25 protein-coding genes are annotated in these 25,595 nt (G+C 59.5%); 16 read left to right on the top strand and 9 right to left on the bottom strand.

All coding sequences use genetic code 11. The features are described 5' to 3' along the window. The first annotated feature begins 294 nt into the window (after window positions 1-294). The 4 genes from JK232_RS18820 (at window position 295) to JK232_RS18805 (ending at window position 3,784) form a co-directional block, all read left to right on the top strand. A complete protein-coding gene (locus JK232_RS18820) occupies window positions 295-1,299 on the top strand; it encodes a hypothetical protein (protein ID WP_072929743.1) in 1,005 nt (334 codons plus the stop codon). 136 nt (window positions 1,300-1,435) lie between these two features. After that, window positions 1,436-1,954: a hypothetical protein gene (locus JK232_RS18815; RefSeq protein WP_072929745.1), complete on the top strand. Its 519-nt coding sequence runs from the start codon at window positions 1,436-1,438 to the stop codon at window positions 1,952-1,954. Between the two features lie 15 nt (window positions 1,955-1,969). After that, window positions 1,970-2,419 carry a DUF421 domain-containing protein gene (locus tag JK232_RS18810; RefSeq protein ID WP_072929747.1) on the top strand — a complete coding sequence of 150 codons (450 nt, stop codon included), beginning with the start codon at window positions 1,970-1,972 and terminating at the stop codon, window positions 2,417-2,419. Window positions 2,420-2,737: 318 nt separating this feature from the next. After that, the gene (locus tag JK232_RS18805) at window positions 2,738-3,784 is read left to right on the top strand and encodes a LacI family DNA-binding transcriptional regulator (protein WP_072929749.1); all 1,047 of its coding nucleotides are present in this window, start codon (window positions 2,738-2,740) and stop codon (window positions 3,782-3,784) included. A 165-nt stretch (window positions 3,785-3,949) separates the two neighbouring features. Here the strand turns inward: JK232_RS18805 and JK232_RS18800 are convergent, their stop codons facing one another. Next, on the bottom strand, window positions 3,950-5,047 hold the full coding sequence (locus JK232_RS18800; RefSeq protein ID WP_072929752.1) for a porin: 1,098 nt from the start codon (window positions 5,045-5,047) through the stop codon (window positions 3,950-3,952). An 821-nt stretch (window positions 5,048-5,868) separates the two neighbouring features. Continuing rightward, window positions 5,869-6,678, bottom strand: a complete 810-nt coding sequence (locus JK232_RS18795) for a PhzF family phenazine biosynthesis protein (protein ID WP_072929754.1) — start codon at window positions 6,676-6,678, stop codon at window positions 5,869-5,871. A 230-nt stretch (window positions 6,679-6,908) separates the two neighbouring features. Between JK232_RS18795 and codA the strand changes: the two genes are divergently transcribed. From codA to fetB, 3 genes are all read left to right on the top strand, one after another. Next, entirely contained in the window at window positions 6,909-8,144 is a 1,236-nt protein-coding gene (codA, locus tag JK232_RS18790; protein WP_072929757.1) for a cytosine deaminase, read from the top strand. A 126-nt stretch (window positions 8,145-8,270) separates the two neighbouring features. Beyond that, window positions 8,271-8,936: an iron efflux ABC transporter ATP-binding subunit FetA gene (gene fetA, locus JK232_RS18785; RefSeq protein WP_101834107.1), complete on the top strand. Its 666-nt coding sequence runs from the start codon at window positions 8,271-8,273 to the stop codon at window positions 8,934-8,936. Beyond that, the gene (gene fetB / locus JK232_RS18780; RefSeq protein WP_072929761.1) at window positions 8,933-9,706 is read left to right on the top strand and encodes an iron efflux ABC transporter permease subunit FetB; all 774 of its coding nucleotides are present in this window, start codon (window positions 8,933-8,935) and stop codon (window positions 9,704-9,706) included. The genes fetA and fetB overlap by 4 nt, the downstream gene beginning before the upstream one ends. Before the next feature lie 19 nt (window positions 9,707-9,725). Here fetB and JK232_RS18775 read toward each other — a convergent pair whose 3' ends face one another. Together JK232_RS18775 and JK232_RS18770 are read right to left on the bottom strand one after the other, a co-directional pair. Continuing rightward, a complete protein-coding gene (locus JK232_RS18775; protein WP_212589572.1) occupies window positions 9,726-10,298 on the bottom strand; it encodes a pentapeptide repeat-containing protein in 573 nt (190 codons plus the stop codon). A gap of 137 nt (window positions 10,299-10,435) precedes the next feature. Next, window positions 10,436-10,966: a GyrI-like domain-containing protein gene (locus JK232_RS18770; RefSeq protein WP_072929765.1), complete on the bottom strand. Its 531-nt coding sequence runs from the start codon at window positions 10,964-10,966 to the stop codon at window positions 10,436-10,438. 228 nt (window positions 10,967-11,194) lie between these two features. Between JK232_RS18770 and cho the strand changes: the two genes are divergently transcribed. Further along, window positions 11,195-12,055 (top strand): excinuclease Cho, encoded by an 861-nt coding sequence (cho, locus tag JK232_RS18765; protein ID WP_072929767.1) that lies wholly within the window; start codon window positions 11,195-11,197, stop codon window positions 12,053-12,055. A gap of 19 nt (window positions 12,056-12,074) precedes the next feature. Here the strand turns inward: cho and JK232_RS18760 are convergent, their stop codons facing one another. Then, window positions 12,075-12,716, bottom strand: a complete 642-nt coding sequence (locus tag JK232_RS18760) for a DUF1028 domain-containing protein (RefSeq protein WP_072929769.1) — start codon at window positions 12,714-12,716, stop codon at window positions 12,075-12,077. A gap of 583 nt (window positions 12,717-13,299) precedes the next feature. On the opposite strand from JK232_RS18760, the gene JK232_RS18755 reads away from it, so the two are divergent. Both JK232_RS18755 and JK232_RS18750 read left to right on the top strand, forming a co-directional pair. Then, complete coding sequence (locus tag JK232_RS18755) at window positions 13,300-14,064, top strand: FadR/GntR family transcriptional regulator (RefSeq protein ID WP_072929774.1); 765 nt, start codon at window positions 13,300-13,302, stop codon at window positions 14,062-14,064. Window positions 14,065-14,573: 509 nt separating this feature from the next. Next, complete coding sequence (locus JK232_RS18750) at window positions 14,574-15,416, top strand: serine hydrolase (RefSeq protein ID WP_212589588.1); 843 nt, start codon at window positions 14,574-14,576, stop codon at window positions 15,414-15,416. Between the two features lie 14 nt (window positions 15,417-15,430). Here JK232_RS18750 and apbE read toward each other — a convergent pair whose 3' ends face one another. Together apbE and smrA are read right to left on the bottom strand one after the other, a co-directional pair. Then, window positions 15,431-16,486 (bottom strand): FAD:protein FMN transferase ApbE, encoded by a 1,056-nt coding sequence (apbE, locus tag JK232_RS18745; protein WP_072929776.1) that lies wholly within the window; start codon window positions 16,484-16,486, stop codon window positions 15,431-15,433. A 116-nt stretch (window positions 16,487-16,602) separates the two neighbouring features. Beyond that, window positions 16,603-17,172: a DNA endonuclease SmrA gene (smrA, locus tag JK232_RS18740; protein ID WP_101829303.1), complete on the bottom strand. Its 570-nt coding sequence runs from the start codon at window positions 17,170-17,172 to the stop codon at window positions 16,603-16,605. 105 nt (window positions 17,173-17,277) lie between these two features. Between smrA and JK232_RS18735 the strand changes: the two genes are divergently transcribed. The 3 genes from JK232_RS18735 to JK232_RS18725 all read left to right on the top strand — a co-directional run bounded on the left by JK232_RS18735 (window position 17,278) and on the right by JK232_RS18725 (window position 20,492). Continuing rightward, entirely contained in the window at window positions 17,278-18,009 is a 732-nt protein-coding gene (locus JK232_RS18735) for an extensin-like domain-containing protein (protein ID WP_241506068.1), read from the top strand. A gap of 276 nt (window positions 18,010-18,285) precedes the next feature. Next, window positions 18,286-19,110, top strand: coding sequence for a mannosyl-3-phosphoglycerate phosphatase-related protein (locus JK232_RS18730; protein ID WP_072929782.1), 825 nt, complete (start codon window positions 18,286-18,288; stop codon window positions 19,108-19,110). A gap of 161 nt (window positions 19,111-19,271) precedes the next feature. Beyond that, on the top strand, window positions 19,272-20,492 hold the full coding sequence (locus tag JK232_RS18725) for a glycosyltransferase family protein (protein WP_072929785.1): 1,221 nt from the start codon (window positions 19,272-19,274) through the stop codon (window positions 20,490-20,492). 87 nt (window positions 20,493-20,579) lie between these two features. On the opposite strand, the gene JK232_RS18720 is transcribed toward JK232_RS18725, so the two are convergent. Beyond that, the gene (locus JK232_RS18720; protein WP_101829301.1) at window positions 20,580-21,023 is read right to left on the bottom strand and encodes a peptidylprolyl isomerase; all 444 of its coding nucleotides are present in this window, start codon (window positions 21,021-21,023) and stop codon (window positions 20,580-20,582) included. A 275-nt stretch (window positions 21,024-21,298) separates the two neighbouring features. Between JK232_RS18720 and ogt the strand changes: the two genes are divergently transcribed. The 3 genes from ogt (at window position 21,299) to uspE (ending at window position 24,051) form a co-directional block, all read left to right on the top strand. After that, the gene (ogt, locus tag JK232_RS18715) at window positions 21,299-21,850 is read left to right on the top strand and encodes a methylated-DNA--[protein]-cysteine S-methyltransferase (RefSeq protein WP_212589571.1); all 552 of its coding nucleotides are present in this window, start codon (window positions 21,299-21,301) and stop codon (window positions 21,848-21,850) included. 287 nt (window positions 21,851-22,137) lie between these two features. Beyond that, window positions 22,138-22,893, top strand: coding sequence for a fumarate/nitrate reduction transcriptional regulator Fnr (gene fnr / locus JK232_RS18710; protein ID WP_072929791.1), 756 nt, complete (start codon window positions 22,138-22,140; stop codon window positions 22,891-22,893). Window positions 22,894-23,052: 159 nt separating this feature from the next. Beyond that, complete coding sequence (gene uspE / locus JK232_RS18705; protein ID WP_072929794.1) at window positions 23,053-24,051, top strand: universal stress protein UspE; 999 nt, start codon at window positions 23,053-23,055, stop codon at window positions 24,049-24,051. A gap of 146 nt (window positions 24,052-24,197) precedes the next feature. Here uspE and pntB read toward each other — a convergent pair whose 3' ends face one another. Continuing rightward, on the bottom strand, window positions 24,198-25,589 hold the full coding sequence (gene pntB / locus JK232_RS18700; protein WP_072929796.1) for a Re/Si-specific NAD(P)(+) transhydrogenase subunit beta: 1,392 nt from the start codon (window positions 25,587-25,589) through the stop codon (window positions 24,198-24,200). Between the last annotated feature and the right edge of the window lie 6 nt (window positions 25,590-25,595).

Genomic DNA, 25,595 nt, shown 5'->3' with positions numbered 1-25,595 from the left:
CATTTTTGGAATATTTATTATTTTTCATCGTTTAACAATCAGCATCTTATGGTGCCGATAATGCAAATCTCCGGGATTTTGCTTTTCCCACAATGGCATAAGCCCTGTTCCTGACTACGCTTAACGCTGTAATTGCATGAAAAAACGGCACCCGGGGCGAGGATAATTTTTCAGAACCAACCTCCTGTGTACCGGCCGTGGCCGGACAGCCAGACGCCAGTGCTACCGGGTCGCCATGAGGAGTTCATACCCTGATTCTGGGTAATCTGACGGAAAATTTGCGAGGAACATGACATGACCAACTATGATGCCAACGTCATCACGGACAACCGCACGGCAAATGCCACGCTGACGCCGTTGAAACGGATTTCATGGAGCGCGGTGTTTGCGGGCGTGATCTTATCCATGGTGGCGTACCTGCTGCTTTCCATGCTGGGGACCGCGATTGGGGCCTCGACCATTGATCCATTACAAGAGGGCAATCCGTTCAGTGGGTTAAGTACCGGTGCGGCAATCTGGATGGTCGCCACGATCCTGATCTCCTGTGCTGTCGGCGGGTATGTTGCCGGCCGCCTGGCACAACGTGAAGGGATGCTGCACGGCCTGCTGGTGTGGGGCGTGAATACGCTGGTGTGCACCTACCTGGTGCTGACCGTGTTCACCAGCGCCGTCGGTGGTGCGGTGAATGTGGCCGGTTCCGGCCTGCGTGCCGTGGGCAGCGGCATCTCTAATGTCACCCCGCAAGCGACCCAGATGATCAAAGACCAGCTGCAACAGGCCAACATCAACCTGGATGACCTGCAAGGCGAGCTGGAAACCACCTTGCGCCAGACCGGTAAGCCGGAACTGCAACCGGAAAACCTGGAACAGCAGGCCAATACCGAAGCCAATACCGCCCAGAACCAGGCAACCAACACCGCCCAGGCCCCTGATCAGGCACTGAACCAGTGGCTGACCGGCGTGATGGGCCGTGGTGAAAGCACCCTGCAGGCTGCGGACGTGGATGCCCTGAAAAACATCATCAAGGCCCGTACCGGCAAATCTGACCAGGAAGTAGACCAGATTGTGCAGCGCGCCCAGCAGTCTTACGCCCAGGCTTACCAGAAATACCAGGAGCTGAAAGGCCAGGCTGAACAGAAAGCGCGTGAAGCGGCTGACGTGGCGGCTGACGGCATCTCCAAAGCGAGCTGGTATGGCTTCTTTATGCTGATTATCGGTGGTGTGGTTGCCGGGGCTGCCGGGGCATGGGGCCGTCGCACCCAGCCGCGTGCCGTGACCGCTGACCATCGCAAACTGTAATTCCGTACGGTTCTCCCCAACGGCCGGCGTTTGCCGGCCGTTTTTTTGTGCCCTTCCCCCCACGCCCCGCGCTTTTCCTGCCGCGCTGCCTGACCTGAGCTACGCTTATAACACCTTCAATTGACGGGAGTTATCTATGGCCTCTCCACCGCAAGATGAGTTCACCAGCCGCCATTACCCGGTCAGGGAGAATATGCGCTGGCTGCGCCGGGCCTTGTTCCTGGAAAAGCTCGGCTACCTGCTGTTGTTCAGTTTTATCGCGGCGGCGCTGCTGGGGGTGTTCTCCAATGGCTGGCTGAGTGACCGTGTGGACACCAACCCGGACCGCACGGTGCAGATCAAGTATGACCGCTTCGCCCGCCAGCAATCGGAAATCCAGCTGGTGCTGCATGTGTGGCCGCAGGGGCGCACCCCGGCGGTGGTGCAGCTCGGCGGGGATTTTGTCAATAACTATGAGATCGTCGCGGTACAGCCGCAGACGGCGCAGATGGTGACCACCGATCAAGGCATGATTATCACCCTGCCGACCTCTTCCGCCTCTGCGTCCACGGCCCTTTACCTCACGGTGCAGCCGAAATCCTTCGGCCACTACCACAGTGAGGCGCGCCTTAGCGGCCACCCGCCGTTACGGTTCTCCCAACTTGTCTACCCTTAAGAGGAGCTGAAACTCATGGATATGGTGCTGCGTGCTGCCTGTATGTACCTCTTTCTGATGCTGGTGTTCAAAATTGCCGGGCGGCGCACGATCCTCCAGATGACCTCATTCGACTTTATCCTGTTGCTGATCATCAGTGAGGCGACCCAACAGGCGCTGCTGGGTGATGATTTCTCGCTGTTTGGTGCCTTTATTACCATCGGTACCCTGATCGCCATCGATATTCTGCTTTCCATGCTCAAAGACAAGGTGCCGGCGGCTGACCTGCTGCTGGACGGCTCCCCGATTATCCTGATTGAGAACGGCAAAACCCTGGACAAGCGCATGGTGCAGCTGCGCATCAGCCTGGAAGATGTGATGGAAGTGGCGCGTCAGGAACAGGGGCTGGAGCAGGCCAGCCAGATAAAATATGCGATTCTGGAAACCAACGGCAAAATTTCGGTGATCCCGCAAAAAGAGGCGTAATGCCCTATTGCTGCTTGAAACGTTTTCAGTAGCGGACACTATTCTTCTGCGGTTATTCTTAAACAGAGGTTTAACGAAATCTTTACACTTACTGGGGATTAATGAGGTTAAATATTGAGCTGCCCGGCCGCAGGGCAGATGCCGCATGGCCTGTACGGCAGCCTGGTGCGAAACCGTTTGCCCTTAGGAGTAGCTTATACAACCCCCCCTCTGGTTGTATAAGTCAGTGGTAGGAGCAGATAGTATTAAACCAAATAGGATTTTGTGCTAACAATAAGGGTAGCAATTCACAATAACCCGCTGACAGAGTGAACTTTTATGGCGAATAAACGGGTGGTTCTATCGGATGTGGCTCGTCTGGCCGGCTTATCAAAAGCCACGGTGTCACGATATTTGAATAACAGTATCGTGCTGCCGCAACAGACCACACAAAGGATTGAGGATGCCATCAGCACATTGAATTACCGTGGTAACAGCCTGGCACGCCGCCTGAGCAAGGGCGGCAGTGAAACCATCGGGCTGGTTCTGCCAGAAATCAGTAACCCCTTCTTTGCTGAGCTGGCTGAGGCGGCTGAAGCGGCGGCTTCCGCCCATCAGTACAGCCTGGTGCTGTGCGTCACGCGCAACAATCTGGAAAAAGAGGTGCAGTTTATCCGCTGGCTGGATACCCGCCAGGTGGATGGCCTGCTGTTTGCCACCAACCGGCCGGACAACGGCGCGCTGCTGGCCGAATTGCAGGGGCAAAGCAACATCGTGCTGATCGATGAGGACATCCCCGGTGCGGACGTGCCGAAAGTCTTCGCCGACAACGTGACCGGCGGGCGGCTGGCGGCACAGCAGCTGATCGAGGCCGGGCACCAGCGCGTCGCGTATGTCGGCGGGCCGGGTGAACTGATGAGCGTGCGTGAACGCCATGAGGGCTTCCGGCAGGCACTGGCGGAGGCCAACCTGCCCTATCTGCCGGAGCTGGTGCTGTTCGGGGATTACACCCGTGAATTCGGCCAGCACGCGCTGGACAGCCTGCTGGCGCTGCCGGAGCCGCCCACGGCGATTTTTGCCGGCAGTGACTACCTGGCGCTCGGCCTGCTGGACGGGCTGCGCGCGCATAAGCTCAGCGCCCCGCAGGATATGTCGATCGTCGGGTTCGATGATGCCAACTACGCGGAACTCATTACCCCGCGCCTCTCCACCATCCGCCAGAATGCCGGCGAACTGGGGCGCACCGCCGTGGAATTGCTGATCAAGATGCTCAAAGAGGAGTCGCAGGAAACGCAGGAGAACAGCGTGGCCCGCATCCCGGTGCAATCGGTGAAGCGTGAGTCGATAGCCCCCCACGGCAACACGCCGCTGGATAAAGCCGTCTGACCTGACGGCCCTGCCGCGCCCGCGGCAGGGATCGTTCCCGCCTGGTATAACCTGTTTCCTGCCGCCCCTTACACCGGGCGCGGCCATAAAAAAAGCGGAGCCAACCGGCTCCGCTTTGCTGTTTCCCCACTGCGACACAGGAAAGGGAAAAGAGGGTATGGGGGATCAGAAACGGTAAGTCAGGTTAACGGCCACCACGTTATCGGTGCCCAGGCCCAGCGCGTTGTCCTCATCCAGCAGGTTAATCTGGTAGTCCACGTAGGTGTACATGTTCTTGTTGAGGTAATAGGTCACGCCCACTTCCACATATTTCACCAGGTCGGCATCGCCCACGCCGTCAATCTCTTTGCCCCAGGACTGCACATACGCCACGGAAGGACGCAGGCCGTTCAGGAACTGGTACTGCGCCACCGCTTCCACGTTCTGGGTACGGTTGGCGTAGCCGCTGATGGCCACACCGGCATCCGTTTCACCGGAAATGCGGGTGGTGTTGCGGGTTTCCGCGTACATCGCCGCCAGGTAAACCTGGTTGGCGTCATATTTCACCGCACCGGTCCAGGCTTCAGCGCGGTCACCGCCGCCCACCACGGAATTCTTCTGGTTGGCGGTACGGTTGGCGTTGGAGTACGCCGCCGCCACGCCGATGCCGGAGCCGCCGATGTCCTGATAATCCACCGAGAAGCCATAGCCGTCGCCGTTGCCGCGCCCTTCATCCGCGGTGTTGTCGCGGTCATTTTTGCCCTGGTATTGCACCGCAAAGTTCAGCCCTTCCACCAGGCCAAAGAAGTCACGGTTACGGTAAGTCGCGAGGCCCGAGGAGCGCGCGGTCATGTAGTTGTCGGTCTGGGAGTAGGAGTCGCCGCCATATTCCGGCAGCATGTCGGTATAGGCTTCGGCGTCATACACCACGCCGTAGTTGCGGCCGTAGTCAAAGGAACCGTATTCGCCGAATTTCAAACCGGCAAAGCCCAGGCGGGTTTTATTGCCGTTTTGGGCATCGCTGCCCTCAGAGTTATTGGCCTGGACGTTATATTCCCACTGGCCATAGCCGATCAGCTGCTCAGTGATTTGTGTTTCGCCCTTGAAGCCAAAACGCACGTAGGTGCCGTCAGCGTTGGCGTTGTCAGTGAACACATATTTCGCCGCCACACGGCCATATAAATCGAGTTTATTTCCGTCTTTATTATAAATCTCGGCCGCGTGGGCTACGCCTGAGGCGGCAATAAAGGAGACCGCCAGGGCCAGGAGACTGCGCTTCATCATTATTTGCGTTTCCTTGATTTAAAGACTGCGTTTATCAGATCTTGTTTTTTGGTTATACGAAGCCGTTCTCTTTTTTCAGAGACTGTTTCAGATAACTATTTTTAGATAATTCGTTTTCAGGTAATGCTTTTTCAGAGTATGTTTTAAGGTAATTCTTTTTTCAGGTAACAGGGCGCCCTGCCATATTCGGTGAACTGGCTGCCGGCATTTTTCTTTATTGGCTTTTATTAAGATCAGCGTATTTCAAAATACGTCTGACGGTAAGCGGAAGAAACCATAACACTAAGCACAAAAAGTTAAAATGAAAAAATAACCACAGATATGTCATTTTCATGAAAATGAATGTAACCAAATGTAAATCACACCTTATGCGCTAACGTGCTGAATATTGTGTTTTTTTGTCTATAGGCTTGCTGTATTTTGGTGCACTGCACCTCTTTAGTGCAGATTCATGTCAGGGTGTTACAGGCAGGCTGAAAAAAATTGATCAGGAGTGTGAGGATGCTAACACCCTGCCCGTCAGGATGAATTTGACGGCTTCAGGGAGATATGCCTTATTTCCCGTGCCCTGTTATCTGTTCCAGAAAAAGTAAAACATCAATGTGATGAGGCGCACGCGTGTCAGCGAGTTGTCACCGTAAAGAAAGTGCCTGATTTTATTTTTTTCCAGCGGGAATATAACGGCCTGTTTTTGGCGGCAGGCAGAGAATTAACCCAACGAACGATTAGGCTCACAAACAATTAGGTTCACAAACAATTAGCGCAATAACATTACCCGCCGTGATTAACGACGGGTAAGCTGGGGCAGAAACAGTGCAGGGTTACAGCGAAGAGGGTTGGGTCATTTCACGCGGGAGGGTCAATAATTTATGGCGCACCTGCAACACCTGGCTTTCAATCACCACCCGGTTGCCCAGCAGTTCACAGGTAAAGTTCGCCCGGCGTGACGAGAGCTGCTCGGCCTGTAACTGGCTTTTGCCCAGCCGGGCCGCCCAGAACGGGGCCAGCGCACAGTGCGCCGTGGCGGTGGCGGCATCTTCACAGACTCCGGTAGAGGGGCTGAACGCGCGCAGCACATAGCCGCTGTCCTGATCGGCGGCGGTCACCACCACCAGCGCCGCCGGCAGCCGCGCCAGCCGGATAAAATCGGGCTTCAGCGCCGCGACTTGTTCCCGGCTCTCCAGCACCACCACCAGATCGCGCCCCTGCCACACTTCCCCCTGTGCGACCCCCAGCGCCGCCAGCACCGGCGCGCTGTCGGCACGCGGGCGCAGCCGCCACTGCGGCAAATCCAGATGCAACCGCCCTTCCTGCCGCCACACTTCCGCCTCACCCCGCGAATGGATAAACGTGACCCGCCGCTGGTGCCGGTCATAAAAGTCCATGATCACGGCGGCAGACGCCAGCACCGCGCTGCCGTTGAGCGCCAGCTCCCGCCAGGCGGTAAAGCAGCGGATTTCACATACCTTGCCGCGCCGCACCACAAACGCGGTGACCGGTGTCATCGTCTGGCTTGCCATGCCCTGGAGTGTGTGGGACGGCAGCCACTCTTCCAGTAACACCACCCCCATCGGGTTACCGCCCAGCGGCCGGTTACTGAAGGCATTTACCTCATACAGATCCACGTCCATACATCCCCCCCTCTCACCGGCGATCTCTCTGGATCGTCCGGCCGTTACGATAACAGGTATTTTGTAAGTAACTTTTTTGTAACATGCCTATTAAGCTATAGAACATTGTGAAAAAATTTAAAATGAAATTGCCATACTCTGTGAAAGCGGTGCATTAAAACCGTCTTGCCGCCCGCGCTGCCGGGCCGGCCTCCCCCTTTCGTGTTATCTGCCTTGTAGAAGGAGATCCGATGAAACTGATCAATGCCCGGCTGCGCCACCGCAGCGGCCTGTTTACCCTCTGCGCCGGACAGGGCGTGCTGACCGCCATTGATGCCCAACCCGGCTCACTGCCCCCGCACCCGGACGCGCTGGACGCCGCCGGGCAACTGGTTATCCCGCCGCTGGTGGAGCCGCACATCCATCTTGATGCGGCGCTGACCGCCGGGGAGCCGGCCTGGAACATGAGCGGCACGCTGTTTGAGGGCATTGCGCGCTGGGCAGAGCGCAAAGCCACGCTCTCGCATCAGGATGTGAAACAGCGCGCCCACGCCACGCTGGATCTGCTGCGCGATCACGGTATCCAGCATGTGCGCACCCATGTGGACGTCACCTCTCCGGCGCTGACCGCGCTGAAGGCGCTGCTGGAGGTGCGTGACGAGGCGCGCGACCGGGTGGATCTCCAGATCGTGGCGTTTCCGCAGGAGGGCATTGAGTCGTTCCCGGACGGGCGGAAACTGATGGAAACCGCGATGGCGATGGGCGCGGATGTGGTTGGCGGCATCCCGCACTATGAACACACCCGCGAACAGGGCGTCAGTTCCCTGGGCTTTCTGATGGATCTGGCAGAGCGGCATGACGCGCTGGTGGATGTGCACTGTGACGAAACCGACGATGCGCAGTCACGTTTCCTGGAGGTGCTGGCGGAGCAGACGCGGGCGCGCGGCATGGGTGAGCGCGTCACTGCCAGCCATACGGTGGCGATGGGCTCGTATGACAACGCCTACTGCGCGAAACTGTTCCGCCTGCTGGGGCTGGCCGGGCTGAATTTTGTCTCCTGCCCGACGGAAAGCATCCACTTACAGGGGCGTTTCGACAGCTTCCCGAAACGGCGCGGCGTCACCCGCGTGGCGGAACTGGACCGCGCCGGGCTGAACGTCTGTTTCGCCCAGGACTCGATCAAAGATCCGTGGTATCCGCTCGGCAACGGCAACATTTTGCGGGTGCTGGATGCCGGGCTGCACATCTGCCATATGATGGGCTATGAGGATCTGCAACGCTGCCTGGATTTCGTGACCGGCCACAGCGCGAAAGTGATGCACCTCGGTGAACGCTACGGGCTGGCGGTGGGCCGCCCGGCCAATCTTGTGGTGCTGGAGGCCGAAAATGATTACGAGGTGCTGCGCCGGCAGGCCAGGGTGCGCCTCTCGATCCGCCACGGCAAGGTGATCATGGCGCGGGAGCCGGAACAGGTACGCTATCACTGACCGGCATAACGCCCTTTCCCTAAAAAAGGCCCGGCAGGCCGGCAGCGTAAAGGCGGAATATTCGCTATGCTGTCGCCCTTTATTCAGCGGCAGCCGTGGCAGCGGCTGCCGGCGACAGGAGTCTGCATGGCTGTTCCCCCCGCATTGCTGCAACTGATTGACGTCAGTTACCGCCTTAACGATCGTCCCCTGCTTCAGGCCCTCTCCTTTTCACTGGCACCCGGTGAATGGGTGATGCTGCGCGGCCCCTCCGGCAGCGGCAAAAGTACCCTGCTGAAGCTGATGGCCGCCCTGCTGACACCGGACAGCGGCCGCATCCTGTTTAACGGGCAGGATATCGCCGCGCGGGAGCCGGCCGCCTACCGGCAGCAGGTGTCTTACGGTTTCCAGTCACCGCACCTGTTCGGCGACACCGTGCGGGACAATCTGGCGTTCCCTTACCTGATCCGCGGGCTGCCGGTGGATGAAGAGCGGATCCGGGCCGGGCTGGCCGGGGTGGCCCTGCCGGAAACGATGCTGGCGAAACCGGTCTCCGCGCTCTCCGGCGGTGAAAAACAGCGGGTGGCGCTGCTGCGTAACCTGCAATGTATGCCGCAGGTGCTGCTGCTTGACGAAGTCACCAGCGCGCTGGACGACGAAAACAAACAGCGGGTCGGCACCTTTTTGCGCCGCGAGACGCGTCAGCACGTGACCGCCGTGGTGTGGATAAGCCACGACCGGCAGGAAGCACGCCATGCTGACCGGGTGCTGTGGCTGGAGAACCAGCGCCTGACGGCCGGGGAGGCACCATGACCCACCCTGCGATAACCAACAGCGCATTGATGATGGCGCTGGGGCTGGTGCTGGTTGCCCTGCTGGTGAGCCGCCGTGAGCAGCTCGGGCTGGAAAAAGAGATGCTCTGGAGCAGCTTACGCGCGGTGGTGCAACTGGTGCTGGTCGGCTATGTGCTGAAGACCCTTTTTGCGCTGGATAACACCTGGCTGACGCTGTTGATGGTGCTGTTTATCTGTTTCAACGCGGCGCTCAATGCGCGCAAACGCAGCCGCAACCTGCCGCACGCGTTCACCATTTCTTTTGCCGCCATCGGGGTGGCGACCGGGCTGACGCTCGCGCTGCTGCTCGCCAGCGGGGCGATTGCTTTCCTGCCGATGCAGGTGATCCCCATCACCGGCATGATCGCCGGTAACGCGATGGTCGCGGTGGGCCTCTGCTACACCCAGCTCCGCCGGCGCTTCCATGACCAGCAGCAACAGGTGCTGGAGATGCTGAGCCTCGGGGCCACACCGCGCCAGTCCGCCCGCGCCATCCTGCGCGGCAGCCTCCGCGCGGCGATGATCCCGACCGTGGACGCGGCGAAAACCGTGGGGCTGGTGAGCCTGCCGGGCATGATGTCCGGGCTGATTTTTGCCGGGGTTGATCCGGTGATGGCGATCAAATACCAGATCATGGTGACGTTTATGCTGCTCTCCACCGCCAGCCTGGCGGCGATCATCGCCGGTTACCTCGCCTGCCGCACCTTCTTCAACGCCCGGCAACAGCTGACCCTGCCCGGCGCGGAGTAACGGTGCGTGGGCGGCAGGGTTAACGGATCGTGAGGCGGTACTTCTGCAACAGCCCCAGCGCCGCGTCCAGCGGCAAGGAGACCTCGGTGATGGCGTTGCTTTCGGCGTCCAGCACCAGCCCTTCGCTGTCGAGGAAGTTGGCCCCGTTCAGGCAGCAGTGTTCAAACGTGGTGTGGATGAACTCGCTGCCGGTGAAGTTGCTTTTGCGCAGGTCACAGCGGGAGAACTGGGTGTCGATCAGGTTGCAGTGGGAGAACTCAATCTCCGGCAGGCTGTTGCCATGGAAGGTGTTGTAGATAAGCTTGCAGCCGGTCATACAGAACGCGAGCGGGATATTGAGGCTTGCCCACTCGATGCCGAGCACTTTGCACGACTGAAAACGCACCGACAGCACCGACAGCTGCTGGTGCGTGAGGTTGGCCAGGCTGCAATTGATAAACTCGCACTGCTCGAACATGCAGCCGGTGAGCGCCAGCGAGGAAAAGTCGCACCCTTCAAAGGTACACTGGTAGAAGCCCAACCCGCTGATGCGCTTATCTTTAATCCGCAATGATCTGAAATGCCGGTTCTCGACCGGGCGATAGTGGCGCATAAATACATACCTGTCTTTTGCCGGGGGTAACGGGGGGTAATCCGGTATACAGCCGCAGATTTCCCCTTAATCTGCCCGATCCCCGGCAGGCAGGCAACCGGGCAGCGCCGGTTTTCAGCATTATGCCCGGTGGGGGATCAACGCCTGTCCGGCGCGGGCAGCACCGCCCCGGATTCCAGCGAGGCGCGCAGGCACACCGTCTGGTGGATTTCAATATCGAAATAGTCTGCTTCCGCGCCCTCGTTCAGGTAGCGTTCATAGCAGGCGCCGAGGCAGGGGCGGTATTCACTCTCCAGCAGGCGCTGCTCATAAAACTCCCGCCACGCCTTCACAAAATCGGTCTTGAAGACCCGGGTGCGCCACATGGCATAAATACCGCCGGGGATCACCTGCTCGGTAATGCGCACGTTGCCGCGCGTCATCTGCTCCGGCGGCGGCAGTGTCATGCCCTCTTCAAACGTGAACACCACGTCAGCCCGCAGCGTCTCCTGCGCCACCGTCAGCGGATTGTCGAGGTAGAGGGTCATGATGTCACCGCCGGTGATGTTGCGCGCTTTGCGCCAGCGGGTGAGCTGGGTAAACCCCAGCGGGATGGTGCGTTCATAGGGGCCGACGACCCGGACGCCATACACGGTCTGTTCCGGTTGTTCCATAATAATCAACGACATAGTTTCTCCTCACGGCATGGCCTGCCGGCGCAGGCGGAACACGCATCTTTCCGGGCGGGCGCAGGCAGGGCGCACCGCGCTTACAGGTAGGATAGACTATCCGCCGCGCTCCCGCGGCCGGCAGCCCCGTCCGGGCCGCCTCTTAGTGCGGGACAAATCTTATACAGACTTTCTCAATCGTATCGCTTCTGGTAGGCTGGATATAATTACAGTGATGGAGTGAATGTTTTGGCCAGACGTGCTTCCACCCACCGGCTCGAGTTTGAACCGGCGGCAATTTACCAATACCCCGAACATCTGCGTGATTCCCTGGACGCCCTGCCGAAGTGCCCCGGCGTTTATGTGTTCCACGGTGACAGCGACGTAATGCCGCTCTACATCGGCAAAAGTGTCAACATCCGCAGCCGGGTGTTGTCGCACCTGCGTACGGTAGAGGAAGCACGGATGCTGCGCCAGTCGCGCCATATCACCTTTATTCCCACGGCCGGAGAAGTGGGCGCGCTGCTGCTGGAAGCGCAGATGATCAAGCAGCAACAGCCGCTGCACAATAAGCGGCTGCGCCACAACCGCCAGCTCTGCTCGTTGCAGGTGCTCGACGGCAAACCCACCGTGGTCTATGCCAAAGAGATCGACTTCTCCCACGCGCCGGGGCTGTATGGGCTGTATTCCAGCCGCCGCGCCGCCCAGCAGACGTTGCTGACGCTGGCAGATAACCACAAGCTGTGCCACGGCCTGCTTGGGCTGGAAGCGACCCGCGCCGGGCGCGCCTGTTTCCGCGCCAGCCTGGGGCGCTGTGCCGGGGCCTGCTGCGGGAAAGAGACGGTGGAGGCGCATAACCAGCGGCTGCTGGATGCGCTGGCCTCGGTGCAGGTGGTCTGCTGGCCCTATCAGGGCGCGATTGCGTTAGTGGAGGAGCGGCCGGGTATGAAGCAGTACCATATCATCCATAACTGGTTCTACCTGGGGTCAGTGGAGGATCTGGCCGATGCGCCGCGCCTGAAAGCCACGGCCAAAAGCTTCGACAGTGACGGCTACAAAATTCTCTGTGGGCCAATCATCCGCGGCAAACTGCCGATTGTGGAGCTGTAACCCGCCGCCGGCAGGCCGCTCAGCGTACCGGCAGACGGCGCAGAAAGGCGGTGTGGGAGGCGGACTGCACCTGTTTCAGGGCGGCTTTCAGGTTCACCAGCGCCGTCTCACACCAGTCTACCCGCAGGTCCAGATCGGGGTAACGGCGCTCGCCGTAAACCCGCAGCGCGGCCGCGTGGATGCCGCGGACGTCGCCGCCGGCATGTTCACCCGCCAGCAGCGCCAGCATCAGCCTTTTCGCCAGCGGCTTGCCCTGCGATTTCAGCCAGCTGTTCATCATCCCCTGTAATACCCCGTGCCCGGCCAGGAAACTGCCGGCCACGGCGACCTGATCAGCCCGCAAATGCCCGGCGTACCCGTCGCAGTCCGCGCCTGTCCAGGCGGCAGTACGGCCGAACCGATCCAGAATAATCAGTTGCCGCCCTGCCCGCGCCTTGTCAGCGTTGAGCAACCGCTCCAGCGTGCAGGCAGCGTTGACCCCCGAACCCAGTTGCGCCAACCCTTGCGGGCCGTAAAGCGGGTTGGGCAACCCCTGGCTGGCGAGTACCCCAATCTGTGAAAACCCGTGCGGCACCAGTGCGCCAATGGCCGGTTGCCCGGCGGCGACGGCCACGCCCAGCTCCCCGGTCGCTTCGTCCCGGGCCACGATAGAAAATGTCATGCTTTCCTGCCTATGCTGCCCGGCAGCCTCCCCGGCTGCCTGCGGTGATCAGGGCGTTTTTTCCCTCTCTGGCCTTACCAGGATGGGAACGTTCCCTGGCGATAATCTATTTGTCATTATAAATACCCACGCCACGAATGGTTAGCAAAACCTCATTTTATTGTTGGTTTATTGTGCAATTAATCACACCTTTGTGTTAAAAGTGCAGCTTGCGGCTAATTATTGTCATAAAAATAGTTCATCATGCTTAGCATGTGTTTTGCTGCTTTGTCGAACCACTGTGTGGGCAGGCTTGCGCAAAATGGCCTGGGAAACCCCCGCCTTTTCCGGACCCACATTTGCGTGTTTTTCCTTTCATCGGTGATGTCCGGCATTGCCATTGCGAACACATTCCATTGTTGATTTTCCGGCCCGGTTTTACCGGCCCTTTTGGCGCATGTCATGCGCATTTCAGACGGGCAGCGACGCATGCCCCAGGAGAATGCTTTTTCCGTGTACCGGAAAAAATGGTGATACCCAGGTGTGTAACCGGGTTATGTTGACCCCTGCTGTCCGGCATGGGTTTATCTTAAAGGAACTATAGATGACAGAACACGACGACAAACCAGACGTGGTTCGGCGTAAACGCACAGATGAAATCGCCCACGCGATTAAAGACAACATCATTGAACAAAACCTGGGGCCGGGCGATCGCCTGCCACAGGAAAAAGACCTGATAAACCAGTTCGCCGCCGGGAAAAGCACGGTACGCGAGGCATTAAAATCGCTGGAAGCGCAAGGGCTGATACGCACCCGCACCGGCCCCGGCGGCGGCGCCTTCATTGAAACCATGTCTGAATCCCGCGCCATGAGCCTCCTCTCCAACTACCTGTTCGGAAAAAATATCTCTATCTCGGATATCTATGCCCTGCGTAAGGCACTGGAACCCCTGGTGGCCGTAAGCGCCATCGGCCGGATTGATGAGGCGGGGTTCGCCCGGTTAAACGAGCTGATCGCGGTGTATGACCATGAACCTGCCGACGATGACGAACGCTGGCGGCAACGCATGGCGGAGCTGGATTTCCACTCGCTGGTGGCCGGTTACTCTGATAACAGCCTGCTGGCGTTTATGTGCCGTTTTCTGCAACGCCTGCTGAAAGAGCTGGCGATCTGTAAAGACATTTACCTGCTTTCCCAGCCGGTGGCCCGCCATCAAGGCATTGAATGGCAACGCCAATTAATCACCGCGTTGCAGGCTCAGGATGGCTGTCAGGTATACCGGATAACCACCGATCACATGCGCCATGCAGAACAGGCGATGCTGACGTTGCAGGCAACGCTGGTGAGCCAGTTTTTACACGATGAATAGCGTCATGATAAACCGCATCATGATGAACAGCCGCCCCCTGACTCCCCCTGCGCCCCTTGCAGGCGAGTGACTTAACCTTTTGTTTGATCAGATGAAGACCTCTACCTGTTTTCTCAATAAAGCGGCCACTGAGACAATGTTAATGCGTTAACCGCTTGCTCAGGGCCGCTCCCCTTGTGTTCAACCTGGTTCTCCGCTCTTCTGCTGCTGTTGTCCCGGCCATGCTGTACGGGACAAGCCCCCTGTCTGCCGGCAACGTTACGTGACACCGTCACGTTTTTTTGCCGGCATGACGGCTGCATTGCCTCATTTTCTGCCCTCCGGCGGGCAACGGAAAGATTTCTACATACTCCCTTACCTGCGGTAGACAGGAAGGGCCGCCGTATCCACTTTTTCTCCATAATTGCCCCGCAGACTGTCCCGGCCTGATTTATTGCGTATTTTCCTTATGAATGAGCCACTTGCCTGTTCTGTTATTTCCTGCTGACCTGATGGTGATGTTGCCCCCCATGCTTTTTTCCCTGCTGCTCCGCCGTGTTTCCCTGCTGTTCACCCTGTGCCCGCTGCTCGTCTTTTTGCTGTTGCCGCCTTCACCGGCCGTGGCTGCTGCCCGGAAACCGCGCCTGCAATCGCGCTCGGTGTATGTGGTCAATGCGGTGACCGGCCGGGTGCTGTACAGCAAAAACAGCGCCCGCGCCTACCCGCTGGCCTCCCTGACCAAACTGATGACGGCGATGGTGGTACTGGAGGGAAAGCGCCCGCTGACCACCCGCATCCACGTTAAACCCACGGACCGGGATCTGCTGAAGAAGACCCACTCGCGCCTCACGGTCGGGTCGGTGCTGTCACGCCGCGATATGCTGCACATTGCGCTGATGTCCTCGGAGAACCGGGCGGCGGCGGCGCTCAGCCGTTATGCGCCGGGCGGGCGTCCCGGCTTCCTGCGGCAGATGAACCGCAAGGCGCGGCAGCTCGGGATGCGCCACAGCCACTTTGTTGACCCGACCGGCCTGTCGCCGCGCAATGTCGCCTCCGCGCAGGATGTGGCCCGGATGGCGCGCGCCGCCTGGCACTTCCCGCTGATCCGCCGTTTCTCGACGGATAAAGGTGAGGTGGTGTACCCCGGCCACGGGCGGCTGGTCTACCACAGCTCCAATGGGCTTATCCATAACCACCACTGGCGCATCCAGCTGCAAAAAACCGGCTTCACCAACGAGGCGGGCCACTGCATGGTGGTGCGGACGCTTATCCACGGCAAACCGGTGTTAATGGTGATCATGGGCGGGAAAAACCGCTACGCGCACTACAGTGACGCGCTGCACCTGAAAAACTGGCTGGCGCGCCACGGTTAGCGCGCCGGAAAGGGTTACTTTTCCTGTTCGACCAGGAAGGTTTTGAACTGCGGGGACATGTAATGGGCGAAATGGTCGCCCTCACGGGTGATCAGGTAGACCGCCAACTGCTGCTGTTTCGCCAGCGCCAGCGCGTTGTCGGTGCCGAGCACCATCAGCCCGGTGTCCCAGGCATCGGCCAGCGTGGCCGTCGGGGCGATCACCGTGGCGGAAACCAGTTTATGATGAATCGGGTGGCCGGTGGCCGGGTCGATGACGTGGGAAAGCCGTTTGCCGTCCAGCTCGTAGTAGTTGCGGTAGCTGCCGGAAGTGCTGATGCCGTGACCCTGCAAATCCACAATCGCCTGGACGGCGTTCTCCCGGTCAGTGGGTTTCTGGATCGCCACCTGCCACGGCCTGCCCTGCGCATTATGGCCGCGTGACAGCACCGCGCCGCCCACCGACACCAGATAGTTGTTGATGCCCTGTTGCTCCATCAGCCGCGCCAGATGATCCGTGGCGTAGCCCTCGCCCACGGTGGAGAGATCCACATACAGCCCCGGCCGGTCTTTTTGCAGCCACTGGCCGTCAGCCCGTGCGGTCACCGTCAGGTGCTGCAAGCCGACGTTTTGCCTGGCCGCCGCAATCTGCGCCTCATCCGGCGTGCTGACCGGCTGCTTGTCCGGCCCGAAGCCCCACAGGTTCACCAGCGGGCCGACGGTGATGTCCATCGCGCCCTGCGTCAGGGTACCGATCCGCAGTGAGGTGACCAGCACATCCGCCATGTCGGCACTGATGGGCTGCGGCGCACTGCCCTGGTAACGGTTAAAGCGTGACAGCACCGAGTCCGGCTTATAGGTAGAAATTTCCTGGTCGTCGGTGTTCAGTACCTTCAGGATATCGCGCGCCAGCGCCGGACGCCGGGCCTCATCGACCCCCGCCAGGCTGACGCGGTAAACGGTGCCCATGATCTTGCCCTCAATCACCATGCCGGGGTCAGCGGGGGGCGTGTCACACCCGGCCAGCATCAGTGCGGCGGCCAGCAGCCCCAGCGCGGGGAAAGAGGAACAACGGGAAAAAGGGAATGGCATAACGCAGTGTCCGGCAAAAAAATTCAGGCGCTGATTTCACCAAATCGGGCGGGCAATTGCAGCAACCCCGGCTCAACAACGCGAAAAAAACCGGCGCAGCGGCCGGTTTTTGTGGGTCAGCGGCTGTGTTTGGCGTGCCGCTCCCAGTTGTGTTGCTTCGCCTGTGCCGATTTTTTCAGCACCACGTAGCACGCCCCGGCGCCGCCATCCTGTTTCTGCGCCTCACAATACGCCTGCACCTGGTCGAGCTGTTTCAGCCATTTGGCGACATAACTGCGGATGATATTGGCATGGCTGTTGGCGTCGCGCCCGCGGCCATGCACAATCAGTAAGGTTCGCCACTGGTTCTCCTGCGCGCTGAGGTAGAAGTCAAACAGCATCTGGCGGCACTCCGCCACCGGCTTTCGCAGCAGGTTCAGGGTGGCCTGCGTGGGGTATTTGCCTTTGCGCAGCTTGTCCAGCACGCCCTGTTGCACGCCGGGATCTTTATAATCCAGCGGCTCATCCAACGCGATAATGTCCAGAAAACCCTGGGTCAGCGGGTTATCCAGCGCCTTCAGGCGTGCCTCTTCCGCCTCACGGCGTTCGGCCGGGCTGCTGCTTTTGAGGTAAACCACACTGCGCTTCTCTGACAGCGGTGTGACATCCGCCATCTCCTGACTGAACAGGTCATCTTCATCACTCATTCTGGTTTCCTCCTGGGGAGTATTGTAGCCATGATGTTGCCGGCAGGAAACCGGGAGGCTGCAAGCGGCTATACTCAACACCGGGCCACTTCAGGGAGCAGCAAAATGGGACGAGGCATGAAATGGGTGGCGGTGTTGGGGGTGCTGGCCGCGGCCGCGATCGCCGTGCCGCGGCTGTACCCGGACTGGCGGCCGTGGATCATGGCGCAGATCCCGCCCGGCTATAACCCGTTTGTGCCGCTGACGGTCGATGACCCGCCCACCTTTGTGACCCGCTATAAACTGCGCCGCCTGCAAAATGACCCGGCCGCCTGTTTGCAGGTGCTGACGCAGGCGCGCGAGCGCGGCCGCATCAGCTTTACCCGGCCTGCGCCGCTCGGCGGCCAATGCCCGTTACCCGCGCCGGTGCGCGTCACCCGTTTCGGGAACGTGGCCCTGAGCAGCAGCTTTCTGGCCAGTTGCCCGCTGGCGCTCAGCAGTGCGATGTTCATCAATCAGGCCGCCGCGCCGCAGGCCGAACAGCTGCTCGGCAGCCGCCTGACGCGCATTGACCACCTCGGCAGTTACGCCTGCCGCAATATCTACCACCGGGAACATGCGCGGCTGAGCGAACACGCCACCGCCGAAGCGCTGGATGTCGCAGGCTTCCGCCTGGCGGACGGGCGCAGCATCAGCGTGCTGAAACAGTGGCCGCAGGCGACCCCCACCGCCGGCTACCTGCATCAGGTGTTCAGCCAGAGCTGCCGTTTTTTCGGCAATACCCTCGGGCCGGACTACAACGCCGCCCACGCCAACCACTTTCACCTCGGGATGCGCGGCTTCGGCATCTGCCGTTGATCGCTGCCCGGATTGCGCTTAGCACCGTGGTTTATCTGCCGGTTGCGGCTTATGGCAAAACGATAGTCTGGCTGATGTAAAAAACAGCAATGATAACATTCAGAATTTGTCTGTTTACAGCTTAACCATTGCCTGTCTGAATAGCGTATATACTTTTAACAGGCCATACCGTCACTGTGACAGAAAAGCGCCGCGCCGGGAGGCCAGACGCCCCCGGTTTACGGCGCGCAGAGGGATCGGCGATGCGCGATCTGTACCACGCTTTGGGGAATGACAATGCCGTATCTGGATAATTCACTGCTTATTTTCACCGATTTGGACGGCTCCCTGCTGGATCATGACGATTACAGCTGGAAGCCTGCGCAGGGCTGGCTGGACTATCTGGCGGCACATCAGATTCCGGTGGTGATCACCACCAGCAAGACTGCTGCGGAAGTGACGGAACTGCAAAAGGCGCTGAACCTCACCGATGTGCCGTTTATCGCCGAGAACGGCGCGGTGATAGCGCTGCCGGAGAGCTGGCGTGATCACCTCGCCTGGCCGCGCAAAGTGTTTGGTGCGGAGTATGGCGAAATCCGAAAAATCATCGATGCGCTGCGGCTGCGCTATGATTTTGAGTGCCGTGGATTCGGTGACGTCAATGCCGCCCAGGTGGCGGACTGGACCGGGTTACCGGTTGATGAGGCGCAACTGGCGATGACGCGCGAAGGCTCTGAGCCGCTGGTGTGGTTCGGCAGCGAGCGTGATTTGGCGCGCTTTGAAACCTACCTCAACCAGGAGGGCCTGACGCTGACCCGTGGCGGCCGCTTCTGGCATGTGATGGGCGCGGGCGTCAGCAAAGGCCAGGCAGTGCAGTGGCTGGCCGGGGAGTACCGCCGCCAGCGCGGCCACGCCATGGTGACTATCGGCCTGGGCGATGGGCCGAATGACCTCTCCATGCTGGATGCGGTGGACCGCGCGGTCGTGATCCGCGGGCACCATGACCAGCCGATGCCGCTGAAACATGACGACAGCGACAGCGTTTTCCGTACCACGCTGTACGGCCCGCAGGGCTGGAAACAGGGGCTGGACTATTTTATCAAGAAGAAAGCGCCTGCCTGAGGCGGCGCGTTTTCAGGGGTTTTTACGGTTTTTTCAGGACATGTTTTGCAGTCACTGTGTTTTGGGTAAGGGAATACCGGCACCCACCAGGGCGCCACACGCCGCCCTCCGGGCGCGGCAACAGTCCCAATACGTTTATTAATTCTAAAAGTGGAGCGTTTATGAGTGATTTTTATCAGGACGGTGTGATTACCAACTTCCATAACTTTTCCCGCCGTAAGCTGGAGGAGCTGGAGTACGATCTTCAGGTGTTCTCCGGGCGACGTTCCATGGGGCTGATCCTGCCTTCCCTGTTCTCTGAGCTGGAAGGCCCGGCGCTGACGCACATCGTGGATGAGCTGTGCAAAGTGAACTACCTGGAAGAGATTGTCATCGGCCTGGATCGCGCTGACCGTGACCAGTTCCTGTTTGCCCGCGAGTTCTTCAGCCGCCTGCCGCAGCGCCACCGCATCCTGTGGAATGACGGCCCGCGCCTGAAAGCGCTGGATGAGGAGCTGGCGAAAGAGGGCCTCTCCCCGCAGGAGCCGGGCAAAGGCCGTAACGTCTGGTTCTGCGTGGGGTATACCCTCGCCTCCCGCCGCACCACCGCCGTCGGCCTGCACGATTGTGACATTGTCACCTATAACCGTGAGATGCTGGCGCGCATGATGTACCCGATCGCCAACCCGAACTTCCATTACGACTTCTGTAAGGGGTATTACGCGCGTGTGGCCAACGGCAAACTGAACGGCCGCGTGGGCCGCCTGCTGGTTTACCCGCTGCTGAAATCGCTGGAGCGCGTGTACGGCCGCTCAGACTTCCTGGAGTACCTGCGCAGCTACCGTTACCCGCTCTCCGGCGAGTTCGCGATGCGCACCCATGTGCTGAATGACCTGCGTATCCCGAGTGACTGGGGCCTGGAGATCGGCGTGCTCTCTGAGCTGCACCGCACCACCTCCACCAAGCGCATCTGCCAGGTGGATATTGCCGATAACTATGACCACAAGCACCAGCCGATGTCAGAAGATGATGCCACGGCCGGCCTGCAACGCATGAGTATCGACATCACCAAAGCGCTCTACCGTAAACTGGCGATCCTGGGCGTGCCGATCACCAGCGAATCCTTCCGCGTGCTGCGTGCCACCTACTACCGCACCGCACTGGATATGATCGATGACTTCGACCACGACGCGCGCATGAACGGCCTGACGTTTGACCGTCACAGCGAAGAGTCCGCCGTGGAGATGTTCTCCAACGCGATCATGGAAGCGGGTGCCGCCTTCACGGACACGCCAAGCGAAAAACCGTTTATCCCGAGCTGGAGCCGCATCCAGTCTGCCTTCCCGGATATGCTGGAACGCATCTATGACGCGGTGGAAAAAGACAACGCCGGTGACGTGTAGCCTTTTCTTCATGGAATAGGCGGTCTTCACGCCCGCTGCGTATGACAGATGCCGGTCAGGCCACTGACCGGCATTTTTTATGGCGGTTTACCCCGCGTCGGGCAACCAGACGCCGTGCGGCCGGATGCCGCTGCAATAAATCACATGGAAACCGTCCGGCGAGCGGAACACCGGGCTTAAGGTATCGGCGTCCAGCGCGAACAGCACGCGTTCCAGGCAGGCGGGCAACATGCCGCGCGTTACCCAGCCGAGTGCGCCCCCGGCGGCGGCCTGCGGGCCGTCTGAGTGGCGCTGCGCCAGCCGGTGAAAGCGGCGGATGTCGATTAACAGACGCTGGTAAAGGCTGCGCATACGTTGCTCCGTGTCAGCGGCCTGCGCCGGGGTGCAGGCAAGAAACAGGTGGCTGGCCTGCCGGCGCTCCGGCAGGTGTTGCGGCACAACACCCGCCGGGCGACGCACGGGTTGGGTGGCCGGGGGGTAGCCAGCCCATGCCGGTTCCGTGGCGTGATAACGGGTCTCCTGCTCTGCCATACTCTCTCCTCTTGCCGCCGTGCGGCACGGGTACGCGGTGTAACGGATCTGCACCTGGCGGCACGCCACTATCTAACGGCGCATCATGATAAAAAGCACAAGCAAAGGCTGTGCCAGCGTGCAAAGGCGCCCCTGTGCGCTGCGTGCGCCCTGCCTTACCGCCGCGTTGCCGGGTGACGGTGCAGCGGCCGCACCCAGGCAGAAAAAGCTGCACACTGCCGGGGCACGGCGCGTTACACTGAAGCAGGTTCTGGCAAGCATTCAGGAGAGTGACGATGCTGACACTGTTAATCGGGAAGATGCCGACGCCGCTGGGCGAGCTGCTGGTGGTGGCGGATGAGCAAGGCTGCCTGCGCAGCGTGGAGTGGCAGGAGTTTGAGGGCCGGATGCAGCGGTTACTGGCGCTGCATTACGCCAAGCCGGGGTTTGTGCTGCGCGAAGTGGTGAACCCGCACGGCCTCGCCAGCGCGCTGGAGGCCTATTTCAGCGGCGATCTGGGCATTATCGACACCCTGCCGGTCGCCACCGGCGGCACCGCGTTCCAGCGGCAGGTGTGGGCCGCGTTGCGTACCATTCCCTGCGGGCAGACCCTCAGCTACGGCGCGCTGGCGCAGCAGCTTGGCGTACCCGGTGCGTCACGCGCTGTGGGCACCGCCAACGGCGCAAACCCGATAAGTATTGTGGTGCCCTGCCACCGGGTGATTGGCGCGAACGGCACCCTGACCGGCTATGCCGGGGGCGTTAACCGTAAGCAGTGGCTGCTGCACCATGAAGGGGTTCCCGGCCGGGCACCGGCGCAGCACAAACAACAGTTAAGCTTGCTTTAAGTTAAATTTAAATGCTGATAAATAGCGGCAGCGCCCTTTTTTCTCCGGCCTGCTCGCCGCTTTTCTTTTTATTTTGCGCTTGGTGTCACGTTTTTTTTGCACAAAATAACGCCAGCCGGATTTATCTGTTATTTCCCTATGCAAAATAAGTCTTTATTTTCATGTGCCTATCGCTAACTCCGTGCCCTGTCTCGTTTTTTTGACATACACCGCTTCTGGGGTGGCTTATCAGTGACCAAAAAAGATGTTAAAATTGACCAATATCAATTCTTGCCTGAGCGACTATTATGATCCCAGAAAAACAGCGAATCATTCGACGTATCCAGTCTGGCGGTTGTGCCATCCATTGCCAGGATTGCAGCATCAGCCAATTGTGCATTCCCTTCACCCTGAACGAACATGAACTCGATCAGCTCGATAATATTATCGAAAGGAAGAAGCCGATTCAGAAAGGACAGGCGCTTTTCCAGGCGGGCGACGAACTGAAATCACTGTACGCCATCCGCTCCGGCACCATCAAAAGCTATACCATCACTGAACAGGGTGACGAGCAGATCACCGGGTTCCATCTGGCGGGCGATCTGGTGGGGTTTGATGCCATCAGTACCCATCAGCACCCGAGTTTTGCCCAGGCGCTCGAAACGTCGATGGTGTGCGAAATCCCGTTCGAGACGCTGGATGACCTCTCCGGCAAGATGCCTAACCTGCGCCAGCAGATGATGCGCCTGATGAGCGGCGAAATTAAAGGCGATCAGGACATGATCCTGCTGCTCTCCAAGAAAAATGCGGAGGAGCGGCTGGCCGCCTTTATTTACAACCTGGCACGCCGTTTTGCCCAGCGCGGCTTCTCCCCGCGTGAGTTCCGCCTCACCATGACCCGCGGTGACATCGGCAACTATCTCGGCTTAACCGTGGAAACCATCAGCCGCCTGCTCGGCCGTTTCCAGAAAAGTGAGATCCTCAGCGTGAAAGGCAAGTACATCACCATTGAAAATGGCGATGCGCTGGCCCAGCTTGCCGGAAACCCGCGTCAGGTTGCCTGATTTTCCCGGCGGTTACTGATACAAGTTGTCTATTGGTCCGGATCAATAAATTCAAGCAATTTATTGATCCGACTCACTTCTCCGTCTGTCCTGTTCGCCAATGTTGAGTTACTCTGTAAGCTGACAGTCTGTATTTTACAGCTCTGTGAGGAGGACCTTATGGCGAATTATCAACATCTGCTGGTGGCAATTGACCCCAACCAGGATGACCAGCCCGCCCTGCGGCGCGCGGTTTACCTGGTGCAGCACAATGGCGGGCGCATCAAAGCCTTTTTGTCCATTTATGATTTCTCGTATGAAATGACCACCCTGCTTTCGCCTGATGAACGGACTGCCATGCGTCAGGGCGTGATCAGCCAGCGGGCAGCCTGGATTAGTGAGCAGTGCCGTCACTATATTGATGCCGGGGTCCCGATCGAGATCAAAGTGGTGTGGCATAACCGCCCTTATGAAGCGATCATCCAGGAAGTGCTGGCCGAGAAGCACGATCTGGTGCTGAAAATGACCCACCAGCATGACCGGCTGGAGTCGGTGATTTTCACCCCCACCGACTGGAACCTGCTGCGCAAATGCCCCTGCCCGGTCTGGATGGTCAAAGACCAGCCGTGGCCGGAAGGCGGCAAAGCGCTGGTGGCAGTCAACCTTTCCAGTGAGGAGCCGTACCACGACCCGCTCAACCTGAAACTGGTGAGCGAGACGCTGGCGCTGGCGAAAAATGTCAACCAGACCGAAGTGCATCTGGTCGGTGCCTATCCGGTCACGCCGATCAATATCGCCATTGAGCTGCCGGACTTTGACCCCAGCGTCTATAACGATGCGATCCGCGGCCAGCACCTGCTGGCGATGAAAAGCCTGCGGCAGAAATTCGGCCTGGGCGAAGAGATGACCCACGTTGAAAAAGGGCTGCCGGAAGAGGTGATCCCCGATCTGGCTGAGCACCTTCAGGCCGGGGTGGTGGTGCTGGGCACCATCGGCCGCACCGGGATTTCAGCGGCCTTTATCGGCAACACCACGGAACATGTGATCGATCACCTGAAATGTGACCTGCTGGCGCTGAAACCGGATGATTTTGTCTGCCCGCTGGAAGCAGAGCAGCAGGAACCGAAGATGCCGACAGCGGAGCCTACCCCGCCCAGCGAAAATAACCCGGTTGCCTGACGCCGGGCCGCCGTTACCGGCAAACGCGGGTCAAAGGCAAAAGCCTGTCAACAGGCAGCAAAAAGGGTCGCCGCGGCGACCCTTTTATTTTCTGCACGTTTATTTCTGTATAACGTGACGAGGTGTTTCCCGTGGTTTCCCGGCGGTCACAGCGCCCGCAGGATGTTGTCCACGCTCTCTTTGGCATCGCCAAACAGCATCTGGGTGTTTTCCTTGAAGAACAGCGGGTTCTGCACCCCGGCATAGCCGGTGTTCATTGAGCGTTTAAACACAATCACATTCTGCGCTTTCCACACTTCCAGCACCGGCATCCCGGCAATCGGGCTGCGCGGGTCGTCCTGCGCCGCCGGGTTGACCGTGTCATTTGCGCCGATCACCAGCACCGTATCGGTGTCGCTGAAATCCTCATTGATCTCATCCATCTCCAGCACGATGTCATACGGCACTTTGGCTTCCGCCAGCAGCACGTTCATGTGGCCCGGTAACCGCCCGGCGACCGGGTGGATGCCGAAACGCACCGTGATGCCGCGCGCGCGCAGTTTGGCGGTGATGTCATGCACCGGGTATTGCGCCTGCGCCACCGCCATGCCGTAGCCGGGGGTGATGATCACGGAGGTGGAGTTTTTCAGCAGTTCCGCCACCTCTTCCGCCGTGGTTTCACGGTACTCGCCCATCTCTTCGGCCTCGCCGGTGGACGATCCGTCCGTGCCGAAGCCCCCGGCAATCACGCTGATAAACGAGCGGTTCATCGCCTTGCACATAATGTAGGAGAGAATCGCACCGGAGGAGCCGACCAGCGCCCCGGTCACGATCAGCAGGTCATTGCTCAGCATGAAACCGGCTGCCGCCGCTGCCCACCCGGAGTAGGAGTTCAGCATCGATACCACCACCGGCATGTCTGCACCGCCAATCGAGGCCACCAGATGCCAGCCGAACGCCAGGGCCACCAGCGTCATCACCAGCAGGGCAAAGGCTTGCCAGCCGGCGCTGTCAGTGCGCACAAAGATGATCAGCATCATCGCGGACACCACCAGCGCGGCCAGGTTCAGCTTATGCCGGTTCGGCAGCATCAGCGGTTTGGAGGAGATTTTGCCGCGCAGTTTGCCGAACGCCACAATCGAGCCGGTAAAGGTCACCGCACCGATAAAGATCCCGAGGAACACTTCGGTCAGGTGGATGTTTTCCATCACCGGCATCATCGGCGCACTGCCGTGGTCCAGATAGCTGTTAAAGCCGACCAGCACCGCCGCCAGCCCGACAAAGCTGTGCAGCACCGCCACCAGCTCCGGCATTTCTGTCATTTCAACTTTACGCGCCAGGTGGATGCCGATGGCCCCGCCAATCAGCATCGCCACAATAATCCAGCCGACATGGCCGGTATCGGGGCCGAGGATGGTGGCAATCAACGCAATCGCCATCCCGGTGATGCCAAAGAGGTTCCCCTGGCGTGAGGTTTCATGTTTCGACAGTCCAGCCAGGCTGAAAATAAACAGAACAGCGGCAACAATATATGCTGCAGTAACCAATCCTTCAGACATATAAGG

The organism is Nissabacter archeti, assembly GCF_018257325.1.
Taxonomy (GTDB): domain Bacteria; phylum Pseudomonadota; class Gammaproteobacteria; order Enterobacterales; family Enterobacteriaceae; genus Chimaeribacter; species Chimaeribacter arupi.
The sequence above is the reverse complement of the archived record's forward strand: the minus strand, read 5'-3'. Positions and strand labels throughout refer to the sequence as shown.

Excerpts from the sequence above, each read along its gene's own strand:
- JK232_RS18820 (WP_072929743.1), top strand. The coding sequence starts at position 295 with ATGACCAACTATGATGCCAACGTCATCACGGACAACCGCACGGCAAAT.
- JK232_RS18815 (WP_072929745.1), top strand. The coding sequence starts at position 1,436 with ATGGCCTCTCCACCGCAAGATGAGTTCACCAGCCGCCATTACCCGGTC.
- JK232_RS18810 (WP_072929747.1), top strand. The coding sequence starts at position 1,970 with ATGGATATGGTGCTGCGTGCTGCCTGTATGTACCTCTTTCTGATGCTG.
- JK232_RS18805 (WP_072929749.1), top strand. The coding sequence starts at position 2,738 with ATGGCGAATAAACGGGTGGTTCTATCGGATGTGGCTCGTCTGGCCGGC.
- JK232_RS18800 (WP_072929752.1), bottom strand. The coding sequence starts at position 5,047 with ATGATGAAGCGCAGTCTCCTGGCCCTGGCGGTCTCCTTTATTGCCGCC.
- JK232_RS18795 (WP_072929754.1), bottom strand. The coding sequence starts at position 6,678 with ATGGACGTGGATCTGTATGAGGTAAATGCCTTCAGTAACCGGCCGCTG.
- codA (WP_072929757.1), top strand. The coding sequence starts at position 6,909 with ATGAAACTGATCAATGCCCGGCTGCGCCACCGCAGCGGCCTGTTTACC.
- fetA (WP_101834107.1), top strand. The coding sequence starts at position 8,271 with ATGGCTGTTCCCCCCGCATTGCTGCAACTGATTGACGTCAGTTACCGC.
- fetB (WP_072929761.1), top strand. The coding sequence starts at position 8,933 with ATGACCCACCCTGCGATAACCAACAGCGCATTGATGATGGCGCTGGGG.
- JK232_RS18775 (WP_212589572.1), bottom strand. The coding sequence starts at position 10,298 with ATGCGCCACTATCGCCCGGTCGAGAACCGGCATTTCAGATCATTGCGG.
- JK232_RS18770 (WP_072929765.1), bottom strand. The coding sequence starts at position 10,966 with ATGTCGTTGATTATTATGGAACAACCGGAACAGACCGTGTATGGCGTC.
- JK232_RS18760 (WP_072929769.1), bottom strand. The coding sequence starts at position 12,716 with ATGACATTTTCTATCGTGGCCCGGGACGAAGCGACCGGGGAGCTGGGC.
- JK232_RS18755 (WP_072929774.1), top strand. The coding sequence starts at position 13,300 with ATGACAGAACACGACGACAAACCAGACGTGGTTCGGCGTAAACGCACA.
- JK232_RS18750 (WP_212589588.1), top strand. The coding sequence starts at position 14,574 with ATGCTTTTTTCCCTGCTGCTCCGCCGTGTTTCCCTGCTGTTCACCCTG.
- apbE (WP_072929776.1), bottom strand. The coding sequence starts at position 16,486 with ATGCCATTCCCTTTTTCCCGTTGTTCCTCTTTCCCCGCGCTGGGGCTG.
- smrA (WP_101829303.1), bottom strand. The coding sequence starts at position 17,172 with ATGAGTGATGAAGATGACCTGTTCAGTCAGGAGATGGCGGATGTCACA.
- JK232_RS18735 (WP_241506068.1), top strand. The coding sequence starts at position 17,278 with ATGGGACGAGGCATGAAATGGGTGGCGGTGTTGGGGGTGCTGGCCGCG.
- JK232_RS18730 (WP_072929782.1), top strand. The coding sequence starts at position 18,286 with ATGCCGTATCTGGATAATTCACTGCTTATTTTCACCGATTTGGACGGC.
- JK232_RS18725 (WP_072929785.1), top strand. The coding sequence starts at position 19,272 with ATGAGTGATTTTTATCAGGACGGTGTGATTACCAACTTCCATAACTTT.
- JK232_RS18720 (WP_101829301.1), bottom strand. The coding sequence starts at position 21,023 with ATGGCAGAGCAGGAGACCCGTTATCACGCCACGGAACCGGCATGGGCT.
- ogt (WP_212589571.1), top strand. The coding sequence starts at position 21,299 with ATGCTGACACTGTTAATCGGGAAGATGCCGACGCCGCTGGGCGAGCTG.
- fnr (WP_072929791.1), top strand. The coding sequence starts at position 22,138 with ATGATCCCAGAAAAACAGCGAATCATTCGACGTATCCAGTCTGGCGGT.
- uspE (WP_072929794.1), top strand. The coding sequence starts at position 23,053 with ATGGCGAATTATCAACATCTGCTGGTGGCAATTGACCCCAACCAGGAT.
- pntB (WP_072929796.1), bottom strand. The coding sequence starts at position 25,589 with ATGTCTGAAGGATTGGTTACTGCAGCATATATTGTTGCCGCTGTTCTG.